Source organism: Cupriavidus sp. FW216-B1, assembly GCF_058789195.1.
Genome location: NZ_JBYTEL010000001.1, coordinates 463,618 through 487,760, shown reverse-complemented (window position 1 = coordinate 487,760; position 24,143 = coordinate 463,618). Strand labels below are relative to the sequence as shown.

21 protein-coding genes are annotated in these 24,143 nt (G+C 70.9%); 17 read left to right on the top strand and 4 right to left on the bottom strand.

The features are described from left to right. Positions 1 to 105 precede the first annotated feature (105 nt). Both AC3WXD_RS02035 and AC3WXD_RS02030 read left to right on the top strand, forming a co-directional pair. Complete coding sequence (locus AC3WXD_RS02035) at positions 106 to 1,134, top strand: M14 family zinc carboxypeptidase (RefSeq protein ID WP_059411828.1); 1,029 nt, start codon at positions 106 to 108, stop codon at positions 1,132 to 1,134. Next, positions 1,131 to 1,892 carry an alpha/beta fold hydrolase gene (locus AC3WXD_RS02030; protein ID WP_059411829.1) on the top strand — a complete coding sequence of 254 codons (762 nt, stop codon included), beginning with the start codon at positions 1,131 to 1,133 and terminating at the stop codon, positions 1,890 to 1,892. Before AC3WXD_RS02035 ends, AC3WXD_RS02030 begins: the two co-directional genes overlap by 4 nt. 10 nt (positions 1,893 to 1,902) lie before the next feature. On the opposite strand, the gene treF is transcribed toward AC3WXD_RS02030, so the two are convergent. The 3 genes from treF to AC3WXD_RS02015 all read right to left on the bottom strand — a co-directional run bounded on the left by treF (position 1,903) and on the right by AC3WXD_RS02015 (position 7,012). Beyond that, on the bottom strand, positions 1,903 to 3,567 hold the full coding sequence (gene treF, locus AC3WXD_RS02025; protein WP_492322922.1) for an alpha,alpha-trehalase TreF: 1,665 nt from the start codon (positions 3,565 to 3,567) through the stop codon (positions 1,903 to 1,905). A 224-nt stretch (positions 3,568 to 3,791) separates the two neighbouring features. Then, positions 3,792 to 5,969: an EAL domain-containing protein gene (locus tag AC3WXD_RS02020; RefSeq protein ID WP_492322921.1), complete on the bottom strand. Its 2,178-nt coding sequence runs from the start codon at positions 5,967 to 5,969 to the stop codon at positions 3,792 to 3,794. Positions 5,970 to 6,547: 578 nt separating this feature from the next. Continuing rightward, on the bottom strand, positions 6,548 to 7,012 hold the full coding sequence (locus tag AC3WXD_RS02015) for a hypothetical protein (protein ID WP_020423952.1): 465 nt from the start codon (positions 7,010 to 7,012) through the stop codon (positions 6,548 to 6,550). A 633-nt stretch (positions 7,013 to 7,645) separates the two neighbouring features. On the opposite strand from AC3WXD_RS02015, the gene AC3WXD_RS02010 reads away from it, so the two are divergent. From AC3WXD_RS02010 to AC3WXD_RS01990, 5 genes are all read left to right on the top strand, one after another. Then, positions 7,646 to 9,412, top strand: a complete 1,767-nt coding sequence (locus tag AC3WXD_RS02010; RefSeq protein WP_492322920.1) for an FAD-dependent oxidoreductase — start codon at positions 7,646 to 7,648, stop codon at positions 9,410 to 9,412. A 272-nt stretch (positions 9,413 to 9,684) separates the two neighbouring features. Further along, positions 9,685 to 9,972 carry a hypothetical protein gene (locus AC3WXD_RS02005; RefSeq protein WP_029043731.1) on the top strand — a complete coding sequence of 96 codons (288 nt, stop codon included), beginning with the start codon at positions 9,685 to 9,687 and terminating at the stop codon, positions 9,970 to 9,972. A 224-nt stretch (positions 9,973 to 10,196) separates the two neighbouring features. Then, a complete protein-coding gene (locus AC3WXD_RS02000; protein WP_492322919.1) occupies positions 10,197 to 10,880 on the top strand; it encodes an alpha/beta hydrolase in 684 nt (227 codons plus the stop codon). Between the two features lie 61 nt (positions 10,881 to 10,941). Next, a complete protein-coding gene (locus AC3WXD_RS01995) occupies positions 10,942 to 11,337 on the top strand; it encodes a hypothetical protein (protein ID WP_020203560.1) in 396 nt (131 codons plus the stop codon). Between the two features lie 516 nt (positions 11,338 to 11,853). Next, positions 11,854 to 12,027, top strand: a complete 174-nt coding sequence (locus AC3WXD_RS01990; RefSeq protein ID WP_155888108.1) for a hypothetical protein — start codon at positions 11,854 to 11,856, stop codon at positions 12,025 to 12,027. A gap of 223 nt (positions 12,028 to 12,250) precedes the next feature. On the opposite strand, the gene mdtD is transcribed toward AC3WXD_RS01990, so the two are convergent. Next, positions 12,251 to 13,654 (bottom strand): multidrug transporter subunit MdtD, encoded by a 1,404-nt coding sequence (gene mdtD, locus AC3WXD_RS01985; protein WP_052165894.1) that lies wholly within the window; start codon positions 13,652 to 13,654, stop codon positions 12,251 to 12,253. A 187-nt stretch (positions 13,655 to 13,841) separates the two neighbouring features. Here mdtD and AC3WXD_RS01980 point away from each other — a divergent pair, with 187 nt between their 5' ends. The 10 genes from AC3WXD_RS01980 (at position 13,842) to AC3WXD_RS01935 (ending at position 24,126) form a co-directional block, all read left to right on the top strand. After that, a complete protein-coding gene (locus AC3WXD_RS01980; protein WP_059414203.1) occupies positions 13,842 to 14,702 on the top strand; it encodes a LysR family transcriptional regulator in 861 nt (286 codons plus the stop codon). Positions 14,703 to 14,845: 143 nt separating this feature from the next. Beyond that, positions 14,846 to 15,667, top strand: coding sequence for an aldo/keto reductase (locus tag AC3WXD_RS01975; protein ID WP_492322918.1), 822 nt, complete (start codon positions 14,846 to 14,848; stop codon positions 15,665 to 15,667). Positions 15,668 to 15,897: 230 nt separating this feature from the next. Then, complete coding sequence (locus AC3WXD_RS01970; protein WP_454733133.1) at positions 15,898 to 16,779, top strand: helix-turn-helix transcriptional regulator; 882 nt, start codon at positions 15,898 to 15,900, stop codon at positions 16,777 to 16,779. A 641-nt stretch (positions 16,780 to 17,420) separates the two neighbouring features. Beyond that, positions 17,421 to 18,107, top strand: coding sequence for a hydrolase (locus AC3WXD_RS01965; protein ID WP_059414197.1), 687 nt, complete (start codon positions 17,421 to 17,423; stop codon positions 18,105 to 18,107). A gap of 131 nt (positions 18,108 to 18,238) precedes the next feature. Next, complete coding sequence (locus tag AC3WXD_RS01960; RefSeq protein WP_492322917.1) at positions 18,239 to 20,098, top strand: amidohydrolase; 1,860 nt, start codon at positions 18,239 to 18,241, stop codon at positions 20,096 to 20,098. Between the two features lie 40 nt (positions 20,099 to 20,138). Beyond that, the gene (locus tag AC3WXD_RS01955; RefSeq protein WP_492322916.1) at positions 20,139 to 20,585 is read left to right on the top strand and encodes a DoxX family protein; all 447 of its coding nucleotides are present in this window, start codon (positions 20,139 to 20,141) and stop codon (positions 20,583 to 20,585) included. Positions 20,586 to 20,625: 40 nt separating this feature from the next. Next, positions 20,626 to 20,952, top strand: coding sequence for a XapX domain-containing protein (locus AC3WXD_RS01950; RefSeq protein WP_454733131.1), 327 nt, complete (start codon positions 20,626 to 20,628; stop codon positions 20,950 to 20,952). An 83-nt stretch (positions 20,953 to 21,035) separates the two neighbouring features. After that, a complete protein-coding gene (locus AC3WXD_RS01945; RefSeq protein WP_492322915.1) occupies positions 21,036 to 21,950 on the top strand; it encodes a glyoxalase in 915 nt (304 codons plus the stop codon). Between the two features lie 27 nt (positions 21,951 to 21,977). Then, on the top strand, positions 21,978 to 22,679 hold the full coding sequence (locus AC3WXD_RS01940; RefSeq protein WP_020203570.1) for a YoaK family protein: 702 nt from the start codon (positions 21,978 to 21,980) through the stop codon (positions 22,677 to 22,679). After that, entirely contained in the window at positions 22,666 to 24,126 is a 1,461-nt protein-coding gene (locus AC3WXD_RS01935) for an alginate export family protein (protein WP_492322914.1), read from the top strand. Before AC3WXD_RS01940 ends, AC3WXD_RS01935 begins: the two co-directional genes overlap by 14 nt. Positions 24,127 to 24,143 lie beyond the last annotated feature (17 nt).

Below are 24,143 nucleotides of genomic sequence, written 5' to 3'. Positions count from 1 at the left end.
CGCACGCCCCCGCGCCCGGCGCGCGGCGGCGTCACGGGGATTTCATATTCGCGGCGGATGATGGGAGGCACGCCCGCTTGCCTGGACCCGGATCTGCCCTCGCCCATGCCCCCGCCCGCCGCCGACGGTTTCGCCGAGATGCGGCAACTGGAAGCCATCCTCGAAGCCGGCGCGCATCGCCTGGATGTCTGCCGCGTCGGCGAGGTCGACGCGGGCGGGCGGCGCTTCCCCCTCTACACCGCCGGCATCGGCTCGGACGACCCGCGCGCGCCGGCGATCGGCTTCTTTGCCGGCATCCACGGCCTGGAGCGCATCGGCACCCACCTGCTGCTCGACTACATGCGCATGCTGCTGTGGCGGCTGGAGTGGGACGACCTGCTCGAGCGGCAGCTGCAGTCGGTGCGGCTGCTGTTCATGCCCATCGTCAATCCCGGCGGCATGTGGGCCTACCGGCGCGCCAACCCCAACGGCGTGGACCTGATGCGCAACGCGCCGCAGGATGCCGATGGCCGCGTGCCGCTGCTGGCCGGCGGCCAGCGGCTGGGCGCGTGGCTGCCGTGGTACCGCGGCAGGCTGGGTGCGCCGATGGAGCAGGAAAGCCAGGCCATGCTGCGCGTGGTGGCGCAGCAGTTGCAGCAGCGCCCGCTGAGCTTCGCGCTGGACTGCCACTCGGGCTACGGCTGGGGCGACAGCATCTGGTTTCCCTACGCGCGCACCGCGGCGCCGATGGCGCACCTGCCGGAGATGTTCGCGCTCAAGACCATGTTCGAGCAGGCCCACCCGCACCACGGCTACGCCTTCGAGCCGCAGAGCCACCAGTACCTGCTGCACGGCGACCTGTGGGACTGGGCCTACGACCACACCCCGGCGCCCAACATCTTCCTGCCGATGACGCTCGAGCTGGGCTCGTGGCTGTGGATCAAGAAAAACCCGCGGCAACTGTTCTCGCGCCACGGCTTCTTCAACCCGGTCAAGGCGCACCGCACCGAGCGCGTGCTGCGCCGCCACGCCAACCTGCTCGACTTCCTCGGGCGCGTGGCCTACGCGCCCGAGCGCTGGCTGCCGCAGGGCGAGCGGCGCGCGCAGCTGCTGGCGCTGGCCACCGCGCAATGGCAAGGCAGGCCACCCCGATGAGCGACTGGATCCTGCTGCGCGGCCTCACGCGCGAAGCGCGCCACTGGGGCGCCCTGCCCGCCGCGCTGCAGGCGCGCTGCGGCATCGCGCGCATGACGCTGCTGGACCTGCCCGGCAACGGCGCGCAGGCGGCGGTGCGCGCGCCGCCAGATGTGGCGGCGATGGTCGAGCACGTGCGCGCCGGCGCGCGCCGGCAGGCGCTGGCGCCGCCCTACCGCGTGCTGGCGATGTCGCTGGGCGCGATGGTGGCGGCGGAATGGGCGCGGCGCTATCCGCGGGAGATCGGCGCGCTGGTGCTGGTCAACACCAGCATGCGGCCGTTCGGCAGCGTGGCGCAGCGGCTGCGCCCGCGCAACTGGCCGGCGCTGGCCGGCATGGCGCTGCGCTGGCATGACGGCCCCTATTGCGAGCGCACCATCCATCGCCTCACCTGCAATGCCGTCGCCACGCGAGAGACCGACGTGGCCGCCTGGAGCGCGATCCGCGCCAGCGCCCCGGTCAGCCGCGGCAACGCGCTGCGGCAGTTGTGGGCGGCGGCGCGCTACCGCGCCGGCGCGGCGCCGCCGTCCTGCCCCACGCTGCTGGTGTCGTCGACCGCCGACCATCTGGTGGACCCGGCCTGCTCGGCGCGGCTGGCGGCGGCGTGGGGCGTGCGGCACCGCTGGCACCCGTGGGCCGGCCACGATCTGCCGCACGACGACCCGGCCTGGCTGGCCGCCACCGTGGCGCACTGGCTCGGCGAGACCGGCGCGGCCTAGCGCCGGCCGGTCAACCGTGCTCGCCCGCGCGCGAGGTGCACGCCGCGTGGACGGGATGCTGCGCCATCAGCCGGCGCACCACGCCGTTGGTCCAGCCGAAGCCGTCCTGCAGCGGATACTCGCCGCCCCCGCCGCCCACCGCGCCGTGCGGCGCCGGGCGCAGCGCGTACTTCTCCACCAGCTTGCACTCGCGGCGGTAGAGGCTGGCCACGGTATGCAGCCAGCGGTGCGCGATCTCGCGCGCCAGCGCATGCTGCCCGTGGCGCGCAAACCCGCCGATGGCCAGCCATTGCAGCGGCGCCCAGCCGTTGGGCTGGTCCCACTGCTCGCCGCTGATGCGCTCGGTGGTGGCGATGCCGCCGGGCAGCAGCAGGCGCGCGGCCACGGTGCGCGCCAGCAGCGCCGCCTGCGCCGGGCTGGCCGCGTCCACGTAGAGCGGCATCACAGTGGCCGCGGTCAGGCCGGCGCGCGGGCAATGGCGCTGCCAGTCGAAATCGAACCACGCGCCTGCGGCCTCGTTCCACATCAGGCGGTCGATGGCGCCGCGCCGCGCCCGCGCGCGCGCCAGGAAATCCGGCGCGTCGGGGTCGCCGGCGGCGGCGGCCAGCTCCGCCAGCTTGGTTTCCAGCTTGTACAGCAGGCAGTTGAGGTCGACCGGCAGGATGGCCGTGGTGCGCACCGTCTCCAGCCCGCCGCCGGGGTCCTGCCAGCGCGAGCTGAAGTCCCAGCCCGATTCGGCCGCCGCGCGCAGGTCGCGGTAGACCTCGGGCGCGGGGCGCGACGACGACGCGGCGGTGGCCACGTCCTCGATGTAGGCTTCCTCGCGCGGCGTGTCGCGCTCGTCCCAGTAGCGGTTGAGCAGGCTGCCGTCGGCGAGCCGGACCACGCGCCGGCATGCCTGGCCCGGCGCCAGGCGCTCGGCGCCGCGCATCCAGAACGCATGTTCCTTGCGCAGCTGCGGCAGGTAGGCCAGTTCGGGCTGCACGCCGTGGTCCTCGAACAGTTCCACCATCAGCGCGAACACGGGCGGCTGCGAGCGGCTCAGGTAGTAGGTGCGCGTGCCGTTGGGGATCACGCCGTAGGTGTCGAGCAGGTACGAGAAATTGGCCGCCATGCCGTGCAGCAGGCCGTGCCGGCCGCTGGCGGCGAGGCCCAGCATGGTGAAGTAGGAATCCCAGTAGTACAGCTCGGCGAAGCGCCCGCCCGGCACCACGTAGGCATGGGGCAGCGGCAGCAGCGAGCCTTGCGGCGGGTGCGCGGACGGGTGGCGCGTGAGCACTTCCCAGAGGCCGTCGATATGGTCGCCGAGCGTCTGCGCCCGGTCGGAGACATAGCTGCTGCGCGGCACCTGCGGCAGCGTGAAGTGCTCCCGCACGAACGCCGCGAGGTCGAAGCCGGCGGCGCCCGCGCGGGCGCGGTAGGCCGCCAGGATCGCGGCCGGGTCCTGGCGCGGCATGGCGTCGGTGAAGGTCTTGCTGTCGTCGAACACGCGCGCCGTCTGCACGGCGACGAACAATTCCTGGTAGCGGTCGGCGGGGGTGAGCGGATCGGCGTGGGGACAGCCCTGCAGGCGGTGCGGGACGACATGGTGGCCGCCGGTGCGGTCGGCCACCTCGCGCACGCGGCCCGCGTGCGGCAGCCCGGCCGCGGCGGCGGTGCCGGGACGGTTCTTCATGGCTGGCCTGCGCCGCCGCGTTCCGGCGCGCTAGTGATCCGTGCTGGCATTCCCGCTCCCGCTGCTTGTCCGCGCGGCGGCCCGGGCGGCCGCCGATAAGGCATCAGAGTGCGGCCCGGCGGGCGAGTTCCGGCGCGCCGGCGGGCGCGGCAGGCACGGCGGCGCGGCGCGCCTCGCGCATCACTCCCGCATCACTCCCGCATCACTCCCATGCTGTTCGCGCGTCAGCGTTGCCCGGCGCGCACCGCATGGGCGCGGCGAAAGTCCTCGAACGGCAGCGGCCGGCCGAGCAGTACGCCCTGCGCCTGGTCGCAGCCTTCGGCGCGCAGCAGGCGCAACTGGTCGTCGGTTTCCACGCCCTCGGCCAGCACCGGGATCGCCAGGCTGCGGCCGAGCGCGAGGATGGCGCGGATGATGGCCCGGGCCTGCCGGTCGGCGGCGATCTCGGCGATGAAGGTGCGGTCGAGCTTGATCTTGTCGAACGGGAACGAGCGCAGGATGTCCAGCGACGAATACCCGGTGCCGAAGTCGTCGATGGCGATGGTCACGCCCAGCGCCTGGATGCGGCGCAGGATGTCCAGCGCGCGCGCCTTGTCGCCGATGATGGTGGACTCGGTGATCTCCAGCTCGAGCCGGCCCGCTTCCAGCCCGGTTTCTTCCAGGATGCCGGTCACCAGCCGGACCAGGTTGCCGTGGATGATCTGCACCGGCGACAGGTTGACCGAGATCTTGCGCGGCGCGTCCCAGTGCACGGCCGCGCGGCAGGCGCTGCGCAGCACCCACTCGCCGATCGGCAGGATGGCGCCGCAGGTCTCGGCCAGCGGGATGAAGCTGTCCGGCGTGATCAACCCGCGCGCGGGATGCCGCCAGCGCAGCAGGGCCTCGCAGCCGATCGCCGCGCCGCTGGCGATGGCGGTCTGCACCTGGTAGTCCAGCACGAACTGGTCGGCGGTGATGGCCATCCACAGCTCGCCGGCGAGCGTGCGGCGCTCGCGCTCGGCCTCGTCCATGCGGCTTTCGTAGAAGCAGATCGACTCCGACAGGCTGCCCTTGGCGCGGCGCATGGCCAGCCCGGCGTTAGCGGCAAGCTGTTCGGCGCGGATGCCGTCGCCGGGAAAGACCGCGACGCCGATGCTGGCCCCGGCGGTCAGCTCGAAGCCGTCCAGGCGCACCGGCTCGCTCAGGCACGTCACCAGCCGCGCGATGAACTCGCTCAGCTCGGGCTGCTGCGCGAAGCGCTTGACGGCCATGAACTCGTCGCCGCCCACGCGCGCGATGAACTCGCCCGCGTCGAGCTGCGCGGCGATGCGACCGGACACCGCGCGCAGCACGGTGTCGCCGGCGGCGTGTCCATAGAGGTCGTTGATTTCGCGGAAGCGGTCCAGGTCGATGCCGAGCACGGCCACCCGGCTGCCCTGCTTGCGCGCGCGCGGCAGCTCCTCGTCGAGGTGGTCGATGAAGAAGCTGCGGTTGGGCAGGCCGGTCAGCCCGTCGTGGCGGGCCATATGGTGGATGGTGGCCTCGATGCGGCGCTGCTCGGTGATGTCCTCGCAGGTGGTGACCCAGGCGCCGTCGGCCAGCGTGCTGTGCGACAGCGCGATGGCGCGCCCGTCGGGCAGCGCTTCCACGCTGCGCCAGCGCGGCTGCCGGCGCAGGATGTCGAGGTGCCGCTCGGCCAGCGCCTGCGCGTAGGGCTCGGCGCGGGCCTCGGGCGGCACGGCGTGGGCGGACGGGGTGGACTGGGCCGACGCGGTGGACTGCGTGGACAGCCGGCCCGCCGGCGCGCCGGGCGCGGCGGCCTCGCTCGCGCGCGCGCCGGTCATGGCGCGGCACACGTCGAGGAAACCGGCGCCGGGCGCCAGCCCGCCGGCGGCCGTGCCGAAGATCGCCTCCATGCGCCGGTTGGCCAGCACCAGCGTGCCGTGCGCGTCGAACATGCACAGGCCCTGCGACATGTTCTGCAGCGCCAGGTCCAGCTTGCGCGTGACCTCGGCCAGGCGCTCGGCGTCGGCCTTCTGCTGCGTCATGTCGCGCGTGATCTTGGCGTAGCCGAGCAGGCGGCCGGCGCGGTCGTGGATGGGGGTGAGCAGCACGTGCGCCCAGAAGCGGCTGCCGTCCTTGCGCACGCGCCAGGCGCCGGCCACCTCGCAGCGGCCCAGCTCGCGGGCCCGCTGCAGGGCCTGCCCGGGCAGGCCGGCGGCGCGGTCCTCGGGCGTGTAGAAGCGGGAAAAATGGCTGCCCAGGATTTCCTCGCGCGCATAGCCCTTGGCGCGCTGCGCGCCGGCATTCCAGCTACTGACGCTGCCGGACGGATCGAGTGCGTAGATCGCGTAGTCGGTCACGCCCTGGATGAGCAGGCGAACGAGTTCCGTCTCGGCGGGCGGACCTTGGATAGGCGGCATGAATGGTGTCGGCGTTATCTGTTTATGCCGCCCGGACACGCACTCGCCCCTGGCGGGACGAGTCCCTTGCGCGTGCAGGCGGAGGGTCGCGCCGGCGCTGCCTTTGCGCCGGTCGCCTACGGGGGATAACGGCAGCGCGCCGCGGAAATTTACCCTGGGGCGGGCCGGCCGCGGCCGGGGACGGCGGTCACGCGCGCGCGCCGTTCCGCGCCGGGCACGTTCCCGGCGTGGAACATGGAACGCGCCTCCCGTGGATCACGAGGCAGGCCCGCGCAGGCCAGGAGGCGGGAAAACGCGCGACGGATTCGCGGCGCCGAAAGAATGGCGCAAAAAAAACGGCGTGCCGGCAAAGGGCACGCCGTCGGGGGACTGCGGCGAGGCAGGTCAGGCGGGAAGAGTCTGCGCTACCAGAGTGACCATCGAGCCACTGGCGACACAGACCAGGGCCCAGCCTGCCAGCAGACGGAAACTCTGCCAACGGCTCATGATGCGCTCCTGGTATCCGCGCGCCGCCAGGGCGGCGCGACGGGGTGAATCGGGGTCGGCGTCAGGCGCTGTCCTGCCTGCCGCCGGGTGCCTCAGGCGTTGGCGCCGTCGAGGTAGGGATCGGCCTTGCCGCTGCGGGCGCCGTCGTAGAACGGGTTGCGCTTGCCGTTGCCGCGCGCGCCGTCGGTGTACGGGTCGGCGCTGCGGGCGGGCTCGGCCGATACGCCGCTGCGATCGAGGCCGGCCACCATGCGGGCGCCGTCGGTGTACGGATCAGCGCTGCGGGCCGGTTCGGCCGACACGCCGCTGCGGTCGAGGCCGGCCACGGTGCTGGCGCGCGCGCCTTCCGTGAACGGGTCGAACTTGCCGGTGCGGGCGCCTTCGGTGAACGGGTCGAACTTGCCGCTGCGCGCGCCGTCGGTATAGGCGTCGCGCACGCGGTAGTTGTAGCCGTACTTGTCGGCGGGGACGGTGCCGGCCTGCGCGGCGCCGGTGGCGAAAGCCGCGGCAAGAGTGGCGGCGGTGAGCAGGGACTTGGCAAGAAGCTTGGCGTTCATGATGTTCTCCAATCGAAGCATGGGTCCGGGGGTCTGCACTGGCCGCGGGGACCGGGATTTATCCGGGAAGCCGTCCGTCTTGCCCGATTCGCGCTTTATCTATTGATAGGTAGACAAGCAGGGCAAAAAAAATGACTTCCGTCTTTGTTGCTGTTTGCTGCACTGGACGCCGGTGCCGGGTGGGCCTTGCTGCACTGCCGTTACCGTGGCGCCGCATCCATGAGACGAATCTTATCTATCTGTAGGTAGATAGTCAAGGGTTTTCACCAGGTTGTTTTAGAAATCCTTTTCAGGTGCGCCCGGCAACGCTTTGTGCGCCGCGCCCGGCATGCCCCGGGCCGGAGTGCCGGCGCCGGCCCGCCCGCCTCCCGCTCGCCGCCGGGCCGGCGCCGGCGCAACTGGCATCGCCGCCCTCGCCCGCTTGTACTAGGCTTGGCATGTCGGGCGACATCGGGGCAGCGCCGGGGCGGACACGCCGGCCTCCGCCGCCTGCGCCGGGTGCGCGCGGGCAGACATCGGCGCCAAGGGGGATTGCCGCAGTGCGGCATCGCGTGCAAACTGCCCCACGCACCTGCAGCACCCGCATCCATCCGCGCCGCGCATGCCGCGGCGCTCCCGGGAGGCCATACCGTCATGAGCGCAGAGCATTCCACCGGCAGCATCGGGACGAACCATCCGCAGGTCATGCCGCCGCCCGGCCAGGCCCTCGAGCCGGACCCGGCGGCGGCGGCGTTTTCCCCGATGGAGTCGCGCCGCCACCAGATGTTTCCCCGGCTCACGGACGCGGAGATCGCGCGGCTGCATCAGTTCGGCACGGTGCGGCAGTGGTGCGCCGGCGAATTCCTGTTCCGCATCGGCGAGTCCGCGCATGGCATGACGGTGCTGCTCAAGGGCCGCGTGCGCATCCAGCAGCGCGACGCGCTGGACCGCGCCAGCCTGGTCGGCGAGCATGGCCCCGGCTACTTCCTGGCCGAAGTGGGCCAGTTGTCGGGCAAGCCGGCCATCGTCGACGGCGAAGCGATCGAGGACGTCGAGGCCATCGCGATCCCGCCCGAGCGGCTGCGCGCGCTGCTGGTGGCCGAGGCCGAGCTGGGCGAGCGCATCATGCGCGCGCTGATCCTGCGCCGCGTGGGCCTGATCGAGCGCGGCAAGGGCCCCACGCTGCTGGGCCGCAGCAGCGAGCCCAAGCTGCTGCACCTGCAGGCCTTCCTGCGCCGCAACGGCTATCCGCACACCGTGGTCGACGCCGACACCGATCCCGATGCCGGCGCCCTGCTCGAATTCAGCGGCGCCTCGCCCGGCGATTTCCCGCTCGTGATCTGCCCCGGCGGCGCCGTGCTGCGCGCGCCCGACCCGGGCCAGCTTGCCACCTGCCTCGGGCTGGTGCCGGAGTTCGACCCGGACCATGTCTACGACGTGGTGGTGGTCGGCGCCGGGCCCGCCGGCCTGGCCACCGCGGTGTACGCCGCCTCGGAAGGCCTCTCGGTGGCGGTGTTCGATTCGCTCTCGCCCGGCGGGCAGGCCGGCGCCAGCTCGCGCATCGAGAACTATCTCGGCTTTCCCACCGGCATCTCGGGCCAGGCGCTGGCCGGACGCGCGTTCGTGCAGGCGCAGAAGTTCGGCGCGCACCTCGCCATCCCGCTGCAGGTGGTGGCGCTGCATTGCGGAGAACACCCGCAGCGCATCGAACTGGACGACGGCCGCCAGATCCCCGCGCGCACGGTGGTGATCGCCAGCGGCGCGGCCTACCGCCATCCGTCCATCGCCGCGCTCGAGCGCTTCGAAGGCCGCGGCGTCTACTACTGGGCCTCGCCGGTGGAAGCGCGCCTGTGCAATAGCGAGGAGGTGATGCTGGTCGGCGGCGGCAATTCCGCCGGGCAGGCCGCGGTATTCCTGGCCGCGCACGCCAGCCGCGTGCACATCCTGGTGCGCGGGCCGGGCCTGGAGGCCAGCATGTCGCGCTACCTGATCGAGCGCATCGCGGCCCAGCCCAACATCGAGCTGCACACGGGCGCGGAAATCACCACGCTGGCCGGCGACGAGCGCCTGGCCGGCATCGGCTTCCGCTCGCGCGACACGGACCAGGTCACGCACCTGCCGATCCGCCACCTGTTCCTGTTCATCGGCGCCGATCCCAACACCGCATGGCTGCGCACCTGCAACGTGCGCGTGGACGAGAAGGGATTCGTGCTGACCGGCGCCGACACGCCGCATGAAGGGCCGGGGCCGGCCTCGGCGCTGGAGACCAGCGTGCCGGGCGTGTTCGCGATCGGCGACGTGCGCTCCAACTCCACCAAGCGCGTGGCCGCGGCGGTGGGCGAAGGCGCGGCCGTGGTGGCGCAGATCCATGCCTACCTGGCCAGGCTGGCGCGGCCGGAGGCGGGCACGCTGGCGATGTAGGCGCCGATGCGGGGATCACAATGCGGGGATCGATACGGGGCCGATATGAGGCCGATATGAAGTCGATGCGGGGCCAATGCGGAGGCCGGCAGCCCGCCCGATTCGTCCGGACATAGGCCCGGGTAGCCGGCCAATAAATCTACTCCTGCCGCATGGCGCCCGCAATCGACCTTGTGGACGGCATGCGACAAAACCTGAAATGCGTGTTTCTTGACTATATTGGAAGCAATGGCAGGCGCTTCAATTCGAGGCCGTTTTTTGGGAGGTATGCCATGCGTTCGCTTGCAGACATGTTTAGTCCGCCCACCCCGGAGAAAATCGCAGCAAGAGAATTGCAGCAAATGCGCCTGACGTTGTTCCAGGCCGAGCGTCGTCTGCTCGAAGCACAGATGCAGGTCGACTACTACCGCGACCTGGTCGCCTTCCTCGAAGATGTGTCCGCCACCGGCGTCGAGAACGTGGTGGACAAGCGGCGCGCCCCCGGCAGCGCCGAGCCCTCGCTGGCCCCGCGCAGCGCGCCGGGCCTCGTCACCATACCAGCGGTTCCTTCGGCAGCCTGACGCGCGGCATGCCGGCGCCCCGGTGCCGGCATGCGCGGTGCCGCGTCCGCGCCAGCGCGCGCCACGCCTGGCGCGCCGCCGTCGTGCGTTGTCGCGCATTGTCGTGCGCGGTGCCGTCATGGCGCGCGCGGCGCGCCGGCGCGTGCCGCCGCCATGCGATACTGGCCGCCTTGCGCGGCGGGGCCGCGCCATCGCCGCCGCGCGGCGCCAACCGGAATCCCGACATGAGCGAGCTGCTGCCATCCATTGAAATCGAAAGCGCGCCGTCGCCCACGTGGTCCGTGATCTGGCTGCACGGGCTGGGTGCCGACGGCAGCGATTTCGCGCCGGTGGTGCCCGACCTCGGACTCGGCCCCGCCCCCGCGGTGCGCTTCGTCTTTCCGCACGCGCCGGCCATCCCCGTGACCTGCAACGGCGGCTACGTCATGCCCGCATGGTACGACATCGCCTCGCTCGACGACGCGCGCAGCCACTGCGACGAGGCCGGCATCCGCACCTCGCGCGAGGCCGTCCGCGCGCTGATCGCGCGCGAGAACCAGCGCGGCGTGCCCAGCCATCGCGTGGTGCTGGCGGGCTTCTCGCAGGGCGGCGCCATCGCCTATACCGCGGGCCTCACGCATCCCGAGGCGCTCGGCGGCATCGTCGCGCTGTCCACCTACATCCCGTCGCCGGCGCTGCTGGCCGCGGAGTTCAGCGAAGCCAACCGCGCCACGCCCGTGTTCGCCGCGCACGGCGTCGAGGACGACGTGGTGCCGGTGCCGCTCGGCATGCTCGCGCGCGACACCGTGCGGCAGCACGGCTGCCCGGTCGAATGGCATGCCTATCCCATGCCGCATACGGTCTGCATGGAAGAGATCGCGGCGATCGGCGCCTGGCTGAACGCGCGCTTCGCCGCGGCCGCGGCCTGACCCGCAGCCGCGCCGGCCGCGTCGTGGTAGTCTCGCGGCCATTGCCTTTCTTGCCCACCCGATGAAAACCACGCCACCCGGCACCGACGCCCCCGCCACCCCCCAGCCTCGCATCGACTTCGATACGCGCAAGGCGCTGCTGTTCGCGCTGACCGCGGAGCGCCTGTCGGCCTATTACGAACACGGCCAGTGGATGACCGATGGCCAGGGCGCGACCCTGGCCGGGCTCTGGCTGTCACGCTCGAAACTGCAGCTCGCGTTGGCCGAGCGCCGGCTGCTGTCGCAGCTCAGCGACGACTTCGCGCGGCAACTGGCGGGCACGCTGTCGCGCGAGGCGGGGTTGTATGTGTCTCACGACATGATGGAAGCGCTTGACCCCAATTATCAGTCTGCGGTCGCGCACGATATGTTGGATGAGTGTGCGAGGTTGTTGCGGGAGAATGGGGTTACGGAGTGATTCAAGTGTGCTGGCGGCTTGGGCCTCATTGGCTGTTTGGAGGCATCAAGTCTGCTGGCCGCCGTGGGCCTGGCGGCTTGGGCTTGGTAGCCCGTTCGCACACATGTAAGTGTCACTTTTCTTTTCTCGAAAAGAAAAGTAACCAAAAGAAAGCGATTCTTGCAGAAGGCTGGGCGCTCAGACTTCAGGTCTGATGGTGGTTTCGTGGTGGGCGCGTTGGCTTCGATACGACTGCTGACGCTACCGGCACAGGCCGCGGCGCCATCCCGGATGCGGTCGTTTCACATTCCGGCTCCATGATGGCCGAGGCCCGCTCCGTTCGGGCTTCTGCCGTTACCGACTCAAGCGGTCACGACATAGCGCTCTCGTGTTTTCGTGGTGGGCGCGGTGGACCCGGCGCGGGTGTGTTGGGTTTCGGTCAGCGTTGAGCGTTCTCGTGCCAGGCGCATCTCAAGCCGTGCCGGGTGCATCCCAAGCCGGGGCCACCGCGCCCACCACGAAACCAGCGCCGTTTCTATGACGCACCCATCCGCCCCGGTCGCGGCAGCAGCCAGAACCACCTGGGCCATCGCCATCATGCAGTGCCACCACGAATCGCACGCCACCCGCAACGCCGCAGGCGAGCAAGCCGGTAGCGTCAGCAGCCATATCGAAGCCACGAACCGCACCACGAAACTGGCAACACCTTGAAGGCTGAGCGTCCAGCCCCCTGCAAGGGTCGCTTTCTTTTGGTTACTTTTCTTTTCGAGAAAAGAAAAGTGACACTTACATGTGTGCGAACGGGCTACCAAACCCAAGCCGCCAGGCCCGCAGCGGCCAGCAGACTTGACACCCCCAGACAACCAACCAAAGCCCAAGCCACCAAGACCCACAAAGGCCCGAAGAAGACAAAGACCAGACCCCACCTAACCAATCATCTCCCCGCCACCCCCACCGCCGGCCGCCCCTTATCGAACTGCGCCACATCGAGCCGCCGAAACACCAGCGCCGACAGCAGCGTAATCGTCCCCACGCTGAAAAAGGCCAGCCGGTACGCAGTCCCCCCCTCCCCCAACTGCCCCGTGAACAGGCTCACCAGACCGCCGCCGATGGTCACGCCCAGCCCGATGGCCAGCATCTGCACCATCGAGAACAGGCTGTTGCCGCTGCCCGCGTCTTCCACGCTCAGCCCCTTGAGCGTGACGCTGTTCATGGCGGCGAACTGCATGGAGTTGGTGGCGCCGAACAGGGCCAGTTGCGCGATCGACAGCGCCAGCGGCCAGCCCGGCGAGATCGCCGCGAACGAGGCGATCGAGCCGCCGACCAGGACGGTGTTGACCAGCAGGAAGTTGTCGTAGCCGAAGCGCTTGACCAGCGGCACGATGCCGCGCTTGGCCACCACGCCGGCCAGCGCGGCCGGCAGCAGCATCAGCCCCGAATGCAGCGGCGTGTAGCCGAGTTGCAGTTGCAGCAGCAGCGGCATCAGGAACGGCACCGCGCCCGAGCCGATGCGGCACACGAGGTTGCCGGCCAGCCCGACGCTGAAATTGGGCTCGCGGAACAGCGACAGCCGGAACAGCGGATTGGCCCGGCGCCGCGCGTAGGGGATGTAGAGCAGCGCCGACAGCAGGCTGAGCGCGAACAGGCTGCCGCTCCAGGCCGCGTGGCTGGCCTCGCGCGGGGTGTCCAGCGCCAGCGAGAAGGCCACCATGCACAGCGACAGCAGCCCGCAGCCGATGAAGTCGAACGCGGGCGGGCGCGCCAGCGCGTTGTCGGGCAGGTAGCGCAGCACGGCCAGCAGGCCGATCGCGCCGACCGGCACGTTGATCAGGAAGATCCAGTGCCAGGCCACCGTCTGCACGATCCAGCCGCCCAGCACCGGGCCGAAGATCGGCCCCACCTGCCCCGCCACCGAGACGAAGGCGAGTGCCGCGATGTACTGCTCGCCGGTGACGCTGCGCAGCACCGCCAGGCGCCCGATCGGCAGCAGCATGGAGCCGCCGATGCCCTGCACCACGCGCGCCACCACGAGCTGGTCCAGGCTCTGCGCGGTGGCGCAGAACAGCGAGCCGAGCACGAAGATCAGGATGGCCGTGAAGTACACGCGGCGCGTGCCGAAGCGGTCGGCGAGCCAGCCGGAGGCCGGCGTGAGCATGGCCATCGTGAGCGTGTAGGCCACCACCACCGGCTTCATGTCGAGCGGCGTCTCGCCGAGGCTGTGCGCCATCGCGGGCAAGGCCGTGTTGACGATGGTGGTGTCGAGCGTCTGCATGAAAAAGCCGGCGGCGACGATCCACAGCATGGCCGTGTGCGATTTCTGCGAGGATTGACTGTGCATTCTGGTACATCTCTTGAAGAACCGGCGGGGGCCGGCGTGGCATCCGGGCAGGACAGCGCCCGGCGGCACGCGGAAAAGGCGCGCGCAGGAAAACGCCACGAATGTGTCGATGTTAATGACTGGCGGCCCAATCGGGAACCCCGCTGGACATATTGACTGTCATCGGTCAATCCGATGACAATGCCGCATGCTCAATCCTGTCTGGGTCAAGACCTTCGCCACCGTCGCGGCCGCGCACAGCTTTACCGACGCCGGGCGCCAGCTCGGCCTGTCGCAATCCAGCGTCAGCGACCACATCCGGCGCCTCGAACAGCACGTGGGGCGCCGCCTGTTCGTGCGCGACACCCACACCCTGGCCATGACCGCCGACGGCGAGGCGCTGCTGGCGCACGCCCGCCTGATCCTGGAGGCCATCGCGCGCGCCGAGTCGCAGTTCAACGCGCCGCGCCTGCAGGGCCGCGTGCGGCTGGGCACCTCCGAGGATCTCGTGCTCGGCACCATGCCCAATGTGCTGGCGGCGTTCCGCAACTCGCACCCGGACGTGGAGCTGGAGATCACCATCGGCATGACCGGCAAGCTCTACGAGCTGATGGACGCCGGCGCGCTGGACCTGATGATCGGCAAGCGCCGCGAAGGCGACCGCCGCGGCGCGCCGCTGTTCCGCGGCAAGCTGGAGTGGCTGGCGCGGCCCGGCACGGTGGCCGACCTGCGCCAGCCGCTGCCGCTGATCCTGGTGACGGAGCCCAGCGTCACGCGCGCCATCGTGCTCGACACGCTGGCCAAGGCCGGCACGCGCTGGCAGATCGTCTGCACCAGCAGCAGCCACTCGGGCTGCATCGCCGCGGCGCGCGGCGGGCTGGGCATCACGGTGCGCGCGCAATACCTGTCCGGGCGCGGCCTCGCGCCGCTGGTCAACAGCGACGCGCTGCCGGCGCTGCCCGAGGTGGAATTCATCTCGCTGCGCGCGGGCCGCCTGAGCCGCCCGGCCGAGACGCTGCTGCAACTGCTGCAGAAAAGCGACCTGCGCGGGTCCTCGCTCGACGAGTAGCGCCCCGGTCCCGCCATGCGGACCCGCGATCATGAATGAAATGCGCGGCGCGCGCTTTATCCGGCAACCCGGCCGTGCGACATTGCATGCCGGCACTGCGGCGGGCTCGCGCGCAGGCTTCAACCAAGTTGGGGTTCATTGAAATGGAAGGCTTGCAGACACAGGGCATCCGCATCCCGCGCCTCGGTTTCGGCACGTTCCGCATGCCCGGCGGCGACTGCCAGCCGGTCGTGGAGAGCGCGCTGGCGCTCGGCTACCGCCATGTCGACACGGCCGAGATGTACCAGAACGAAGCGGCCGTCGGCGCCGCCATCGCCGCGTCCGGCGTGGCGCGGCAGGACCTGCACCTGACCACCAAGGTGTGGCACGAGAACCTGCGGCCCGATGCCATCCGGCACGCGCTCGACGCCAGCCTCGGCAAGCTCGGCGTCGACTACGTCGACCTGTACATGGTGCACTGGCCGTCGCACGACATGGACCTCGGCGCCGTGCTCGCCACCATGCAGCGCTTCCTCGAAGCCGGCACGGTGCGCGCCATCGGCGTGTGCAACTTCAACCTGGCCATGCTGCGCAGCGCGATCGAGGACATCGGCGCGCCGATCGCCTGCCACCAGGTGGAGTACCACCCGTTCCTCGACCAGTCGCGCATGCTCGCCTACCTGCGCGGCAAGGGCATCCCGCTGGTTGCCTACGCGCCGCTCGCGCAGGGCCGCGCCGCCGCCGACCCGGTGCTGCAGGGCATCGGCGCGCGGCATGGCGCGAGCGCCGCGCAGGTGGCGCTGGCGTGGCTGCTGGAGCAGGACGGCGTGGCGGCGATTCCCAAGGCGCAGCGCCGGGAAAGCCAGCAGGCGAACCTCGACGCGCTCAGGCTGCGGCTCGACGACGAAGACCGGCGCGCCATCGCGGCGCTGCCGAAGAACCTGCGCTACGTCACGCCGCCGTTCGCGCCCGACTGGGACGCATGACGCTGGCGCCGGGCCCGCGCGCGCCGGCGGCCGCATGTGCCCGGCCCGGCGCCGCGCAAAAGCGCCAAGAGGGGCCAAAGAGGCCAAAGGGGACGCCCTGCCGCTTTTTCGGTCTTTTGCCCCGGCGCGGCGCGCTGCCCATTGCGCCGTGCGCGCGGCGATAGCACACTGGCATCTTCCGGGCGGCCTTCCGCCCGCCCGCAACGCTTCGCCAAGGACACTGCACACCCATGACGCAAAGCGCGGCACGGACGCCTTCCCCCGCGGCCCCGGCCCTGATCGTCGAGCGGCTCGACACCACCCACGCCACCATCGCGCGCATGCGCTGCGACGCGCCCGGCGGGCTGCCGCCGGCGCCCGCCATTCCCTCGCAGGATGCGTTTTCCGCCATCGTCCAGCTGCGTCCGTTCGCCGCCCATACGCTGTGGCGCGACGGCCGGCAGGTGTTCGCCGGCGGCCACGGCGAGGGCGCGCTGGCCATCACCAGCCTGCAGCAGAGCTGGCGCTGCCATCATCGCGCGTCGTTCGACAACGTGCGGCTGCAGGTCAGTTGCGACGAACTGCAGGCCTTCGCGCGCGAGCACGGCGCGCGCGCGCCGATTTCCCTGCGCAACCCCGAGGGCGAGGCCGACGGCGTGATGCTCTCGCTCGCGCGCGCGCTGCTGCCCTCGCTGGAGGCGCCGGAACAGGCCTCGCGGCTGTTCCTCGACCAGTTGGCCACGACCATGATGGCGCACCTCGTCGCGCACTACGGCAGCGCCTCGGTGCACATGCTGAAGACGGCCATGCTGTCGCGCCGGCAGGAAGCGCTGGCGAAGGAATACCTGGTCGCGCACGCGGGCGAGGACGTCTCGATCGAGATGGTGGCTGCGCACTGCAACCTGTCGCGCAGCTATTTCATCAAGGCCTTCAAGCAGAATACCGGGGTCACGCCCTACCGCTGGCTGCTGGAGCACCGCATCGAGCAATCCAAGGCATCGCTGCGCCAGGGCATGCCGATATCCGAAATCGCCGCGCTGCACGGCTTTTCCGACCAGAGCCATTTCACGCGCATTTTCAGCGCGGTGGTCGGCATTCCGCCGGCAAAATGGCGGAATCGCAACGACCTATAAACGCCACGCCGTCAGCAAGTTCCCCCGGCACCGGCGCCGACATAATCCCGAAATAATCACCGGAATAATCGCGGCCACGATGTGACCCGGCCGCGCGCGGGCCATGCCGGCGCGCGGGCCCGAACCGGCGCAGAAACCCGCACCCGCGCCCGCGCCCAAGCCCGCGCCGGCCATCGCCGCGCCCGCACCCCCGGCGCGCAGCCGGCCTTGTCTGGCCTTGTCCGGCCTGGCCCGGTTTCCCGCGCCCTCCGCTGCGCCGCACCACGCGACCACACTTTTCGCTAACTTTGCTGCCTTTCGTACAAGACACGGCGCAGGCGATCCCATAATCTCCGTACCCATATATCGCCCCGCCGCCGGCATATGTGCATGCGGCATTGCCACGGTCCCGCCACGCGGGCCGCTGGGGGCAGTCGAATATTTTCATCACCGCTTCCTGATTCCTTTTTTGTAAAGCGCAAGCGCTTGCACTAGATTCGTTGATACCAGATTCGCCACCGCCCCGTGGAGAATGACGTGCCTCACGCCATGCATGGCACGCCAATGCTGCAAGCCGATGTCGATCGCCGATGCCGGCTTCCCGACGTCGTCCTTGTCTCTTGCGAACCCGCCCCAGCAATGGTGCGCAACCGGAAATCGCCATGACCAATCCGAAGCTCGAAGTCCTGACCCCCCAGAACAGCCAGCTGATCATCATCGACCATCAGCCGCAGATGGCCTTCGGGGTGCAGTCCATGGACCGCCAGGCCCTGAAGAACAACGTGGTGGGCCTGGCCAAGGCCGCCAGGATCTTCAACATCCCCACCACCATCACCACCGTCGAGTCCGCCTCGTTCTCCGGCTACACCTACCCGGAGATCCTCGACGTCTTCCCCGGCCACAAGCTGCTCGAACGCACCTCGATGAACTCCTGGGACGACCAGAAGGTGCGCGACTCGCTCAAGGCCGCCGGCCGCAAGAAGGTGGTGGTTGCCGGCCTGTGGACCGAGGTCTGCAACAACACCTTCGCGCTGTGCGCGATGGCCGAAGGCGACTATGAGATCTACATGGTGGCCGACGCCTCGGGCGGCACCTCCAAGGAGGCCCACGACTACGCCATGCAGCGCATGGTCCAGGCCGGCGTGGTGCCGATGACGTGGCAGCAGGTGCTGCTCGAATGGCAGCGCGACTGGGCGCACCGCGATACGTACGATGCCGTGATGGCCCTGGTGAAGGAGCACTCCGGCGCCTACGGCATGGGTGTCGACTACGCCTACACGATGGTGCACAAGGCGGCGCAGCGCGCGGCCGGCGCGCACGAAGTGCTGGCGCCGGTGCCGGCCAGGTAACACGCAGCGCGGGCAGGCGCCGGGCCGCGTCCCGGCGCCCTGTCCTTTCCGCCCGCCGGGGCGGCCGCGGATTCGCCGCCGGTCCGCAGCCATCGCCCCCGGCTGACGCCCCCTATTCGCAGGAGCCTCCCATGAACGCACCGGCCACTCCCGAACTGATCCTCGTCAACGGCAAGTTCGCCACGCTCGACCGCGCCAACCCGCAGGCCGAGGCCGTCGCCATCCGCGACGGCAAGTTCGCCGCGGTCGGCGGCAGGCACGAGATCATGCAGCTTGCCGGCCCCGCCACCAAGGTGATCGACCTGCAAGGCCGCCGCGCCATCCCCGGGCTGATCGACAGCCACATGCACATCATCCGCGGCGGCCTGAACTACAACATGGAGCTGCGCTGGGACGGCGTGCGCTCGCTGGCCGACGCCATGCGCATGCTCAAGGAGCAGGTCGCGCGCACGCCCGCGCCGCAATGGGTGCGCGTGGTGGGCGGCTTCACCGAGCACCAGTTCGCCGAAAAGCGCCTGCCCACCATCGAGGAACTGAACGCCGCGGCGCCCGACACGCCGGTGTTCATCCTGCACCTGTACGACCGCGCCATCCTCAACGCCGCCGCGCTGCGCACGGTCGGCTACACCAAGGACACGCCCAACCCGCCGGGCGGCGAGATCGTGCACGACAGCGCCGGCAACCCGACCGGCCTGCTGCTGGCCAAGCCCAACGCCACCATCCTCTACGCCACGCTGGCCAAGGGCCCGAAGCTGCCGCCCGAGTACCAGAAGAACTCCACGCGGCATTTCATGCGCGAGGTCAACCGGCTCGGCGTGACCGGCGTGATCGACGCCGGCGGCGGCTACCAGAACTACCCCGAGGACTACGGCATCATCGAGGAGCTGCACAAGGAAGGCGACCTGACCGTGCGCCTGGCCTACAACCTCTTCACGCAGAAGCCCAAGGACGAACTCAACGACTTCAAGAACTGGGCCGGCAAGGTCAAGCCCGGCCAGGGCGACGACCTGTACCGCCACAACGGCGCCGGCGAGATGCTGGTCTACAGCGCGGCCGACTTCGAGGACTTCCGCGTCGAGCGGCCCGACATGCCGCCCTCGATGGAAGGCGACCTCGAGCCCGTGATCCGCCTGCTGGCCGAGAACCGCTGGCCGTGGCGGCTGCATGCCACCTACGACGAAACCATCTCGCGCGCGCTCGACGTCTACGAAAAGGTGGCCAGGGACGTGCCGTTCGACGGCCTGCACTGGTTCTTCGACCACGCCGAGACCATCACCGACCGCAACATCGACCGCATCGCCGCGCTCGGCGGCGGCATCGCCGTGCAGCACCGCATGGCCTACCAGGGCGAATACTTCGTGGAGCGCTACGGCGCGCGCGCGGCCGAGGCCACGCCGCCGATCAAGCGCATGCTCGAGCGCGGCGTCAAGGTCGGCGCGGGCACCGATGCCACGCGAGTGGCATCGTACAACCCGTGGGTGTCGCTGTACTGGCTGACCACCGGCAAGACCGTGGGCGGGCTGTCGATGTACCCGCAGGCCAACCTGCTGGACCGCGAGACCGCGCTGCGGCTGTGGACCGAGGCCAACACCTGGTTCTCCTCCGAAGAAGGCAAGAAGGGCGAGATCAAGGCCGGCCAGCTGGCCGACCTGGTGGTGCTGTCGGCCGACTACTTCAGCGTGCCCGGCGACGAGATCCAGGACATCACTTCGGTGCTCACGCTGCTGGGCGGCAAGCCGGTCTACGGCGACGGCGACTTCGGCAAGCTCGCCCCGCCGCTGCCGCCGGCCATGCCGGACTGGTCGCCGGCGCGCCACCACGGCGGCTACCAGCCGCGCCCGCAGGCGGCGGCGCTGCGCACCGCGTGCGCCTGCGCCAGCGCCTGCGGCGTGCACGGCCACGCGCATGCGCGGGCCTGGGCGTCGAACGTGCCGGCCGCGGACGAGAGCACCTTCTGGGGCTCGCTCGGCTGCTCGTGCTGGGCGTTCTGATGCGCGCCCGGACGCCGCGCGCAGGACACCGGAGCCAACCATGAGCAAGACCACTGCCGCCGTCGGGCCCGCCCAGGCCGGCGCGCGGGCGCGCCTCGCGCCGGCCTGGGTGCGCTGGCTCGCGCTGCTGGCGCTGTGCGCGGCCTACCTGCAGGGCGGGCTGGCCAAGCTCGCCGACTTCGGCGGCGCCATCGCCGAGATGCAGCACTTCGGCCTGGCGCCGGCGGCGCCGCTGGCGGCGGCCACCATCGCGCTGGAGCTGGGCGCCTCGCTGCTGATCCTCACCGGCTGGCTGCGCTGGCTGGGCGCGCTCGCGCTGGCCGGCTTCACGCTGATGGCCAGCTTCCTGGCGAACCGCTTCTGGGCCGCGCCGCCCGCCGAGCAGTTCATGATGGCCAATGCCTTCTTCGAGCATGTCGGGCTGGCCGGCGGCTTCCTGCTGGTGGCGTGGGAAGACATCCGGCGCGGCAGGCCGGCGCAGCGCTAGGCCCGACGCCCTCCTCTCAATCCCTTTCCTGGAGCCCCCGATGAAGCTCTATCTCGTCTCTCTCGCCGCCGGCATCCTGGTCGGCATCATCTACGCGCTGCTGCAGGTCCGCTCGCCGGCGCCGCCGGTGGTGGCCCTGATCGGCCTGCTGGGCATGCTGATCGGCGAACAGGTGGTGCCGCCCATCAAGCGCATGATCGCCGGCGAGCCGGTCACGGCGGCGTGGTTCAGTTCCGAGTGCGTGCCCAAGATCACCGGCACGCCGCCCAGGACGCCCACCACGACGCCGGCCGCGACGCCCGCCGGCATGCTGGCCGAGAACCAGCCCGCGACGCCGCCCGGCGAGGACGCCGCCGAGCCGCGCTGACGCGCCCGCCCCGGGCCGCTGCCCGGGCCGCGCCACCCGTGTTTCCTCACCCGTCGATTCAGATTCAACAAGAAGAGGTTTTCATGCGTTCGATCCGAACCTTCCTGACAGCCGCCGCGCTGGTCGTGGCCAGCGTGGCCGGTCCCGCCGCCAGCGTGGCGCACGCCCGGACCCAGGCCCCGGCAGCGACCGTCTCGGTCGGGCCCCAGTACGACACCACCCACGTGTACGTCGCCCCGGCCGATTTCAGCCGCTTCGTCGACAGCCTCGTCGCCACCTTCGGCGGCACGACCTCGAAGGAGGGCGAGTTCACGGTCACGCCCACGCCCAGCCTGACCATGTCGCAGCTGGTGCTGACGCCGGCCGGCACCTTGTCCGTGTTCGGCTTCAAGACGCCCGTCCCGTACCCGTTCGGCGCGGAGCGCACCGGCTATCTCGTGACCGACATGGACAAGGCCATCGCCGCGGCGCGCGCCGCGGGGGCCGACGTCATCGTCTCGGCGTTCCCCGACCCGATCGGCCGCGACGCCGTCGTGCAATGGCCGGGCGGCGTCAACATGCAGCTCTACTGGCACGCCACGGCGCCGGACTACCCGAAGCTCGCGACCATTCCCGAGAACCGCGTCTACCTGTCCGCCGACCGCGCCGACGCCTTCATCCGCGGCTTCGTGCGCTTCTCGCACGGCAAGGTGGTGTCGGACAGCGCGCGCGCGCCCGGCGTCGAGATCGGCCGGCCGAACGATACCTACCGCCGCGTGCGCATCGAATCCGGCTTCGGCAAGATCACCGTGCTGGTGACGGACGGCCACCTGCCCTATCCGTATGGGCACGAGCTGACCGGCTACGAGGTCCCCAGCCTTGCCGACACCCTGGCCAAGGCGGCCGCGGCCGGCGTGTCGGTGCTGGTGCCGCCCTACGCGGCCGACGGGCGCGACGCGGCCATCGTGCGCTTTCCCGGCGGCTACGTGGCGGAGATCCACGCGGCCAGCGGCCGTTGAACCGGCCCGGCCAACGGGAGGCGCCGGATGAAACATGAAGACACCGTGCTTGCCGTCGTCGCCGGCTTCGTCGACACGCTCGGCTTCGTGGCGCTGTTCGGCCTGTTCACCGCGCACGTCACCGGCAACTTCGTGCTGATCGGCGCGGAGGCCGCGGGGCTGGGGCAAGGCGTGCTGATGAAGCTGCTGGCGTTCCCGGCCTTCATCGCCGGCGTGGCGCTCAGCAGCGCCGTGGTCAGGGCGCGCGGCGGCAAGCCGCCGGCCACCGCGGCGCGGCCGCTGTACGCGCTGCAGGCGGCGCTGCTGGCCGGCTTCCTCGTCGCGGGCCTGTACGCCGCGCCGGTGCGCGACGCGCAGGCGCCCGCCGCCATCCTGTGCGGGCTGCTGGGCGCGGTGGCGATGGGCGTGCAGAACGCGCACGCCAGGCTGGTCGGCCGCCCGGGCGTGCCCAACACGGTCATGACCGGCAACGTGACGCAGGCCGTGCTCGATACGCTCGACGCGCTGCTGTCGCATCCCGACGCCGCCGCCCGGCGCATCGCGCGCGAGCGCCTGATGCGCACGCTCGGGCCGCTGGCCGGCTTCGGCATCGGCGCCATCGCCGGGGCCACGACCTACGTGCGCCTGTCGTTCGGCGCGCTGGCGCTGCCGCTGGCGCTGATCGTGTGGCTGGCGTTCAGGTCCGGCGCCGGCGCGCCGGCCACGGAGAGCCGCGATGCCGCCCGCTGACCGCGCCGCCCGCCACCGCCATGCGCGGCGGCTCGCCCGCGCCGCGCTGTGCCTGGCCGCGTGCGCGGCGCTGCCGGAGCGGGCCGGCGCGCAGGAGGCGCCTGCCGCAGCCGCCGCAGCCGCCGCCTGCGCCGAAAAGCGGCCCGCGGCCATGTTCAACCGCTGGCAGGAAGACTGGTCCGTGCTGGCCAGCCCGTGCGTGCCGCGCCAGCCGTTCGACGCGCTGAAATACATCCCGTTCTCCGGCGACCCGGACACCTACCTGTCGCTGGGCGCCAACCTGCGCGAGCGCGTCGAGGTCAACAACTCGCCGGTGTTCGGCCTCGGCGCCGCGCGCGCCAACACCTACCTGCTGCAGCGCGCGGAGATACACGCCGACGCGCGCCTGGGCAAGTACGTGCAGGTGTTCGTCCAGCTGGAGGACGCGCGGCCGTTCGGCAAGGACACGGTGAGCCCGGCCGACAAGAACGTGGCGGACGTCGAGCAGGCCTTCATCGCCGTCGTGCATCCGCTCGGCGAAGGCGTGTTCAAGGCGCGCGTGGGGCGCCAGCAGATGGCGTTCGACTTGCAGCGCTTCGTCTCGGTGCGCGACGGCCCGAACGTGCGGCAGGCGTTCGACGCGCTCTGGGCCGACTGGGAAATCCACCGCTGGCGGCTGATCGCCTACGCCACGCAGCCGGTGCAGTACCGCGACAACCAGTCGTTCGACGACGTGTCCAACCGCGACCTGACCTTCAGCGGCGTGCGCGTGGAGCGGCAGAACGTCGGCCCGGGCGACCTGTCGGCCTATTACTCGCGCTACAACCGCCGCAACGCGCGCTTCCTCGACGGCGGCGGCGACGAGCACCGCAACGTCTTCGACGCGCGCTATTCCGGCAACGCGAACCACATCGACTGGGACGTCGAGGGCATGGTCCAGACCGGGCACGTCGGCAACCGGACGATCAACGCCTGGGCGCTCGGCTCGCTGGGCGGCTACACCTTCGCCACCGTGCCGTGGAAGCCGCGCGCGGGCCTGCAGGTCGACGCCGCCTCGGGAGACCGCCATCCCGGCGACGGCCACATCGGCACCTTCAACCCGCTGTTCCCGAACGGCTACTACTTCACGCTGGCCGGCTACACGGGATATTCGAACCTGATCCACGTCAAGCCCTCGATCACGGTCAAGCCGACCAGCAAGCTGTCGGTGCTCGCCGCGGCCGGCTTCCAGTGGCGCGCCACCACCGGCGACGCGGTCTACGCGCAGGGCAACGCCACCGTGCCCGGCACCGCCGGGCGCGGCTCGCGCTGGACCGGCATGTACCTGCAATTGCGCACCGAGGTCACGCTGGCCGCCAACCTGGTCGGCGCGGTCGAGGCGGTGCACTTTCAGGTCGGCGACTCGATCCGCGAACTGGGCGGGCGCAATGCCGACTACGTCGGCGTGGAGCTGAAGTACGGCTGGTAGCCGGCGGCGCTGCTCGT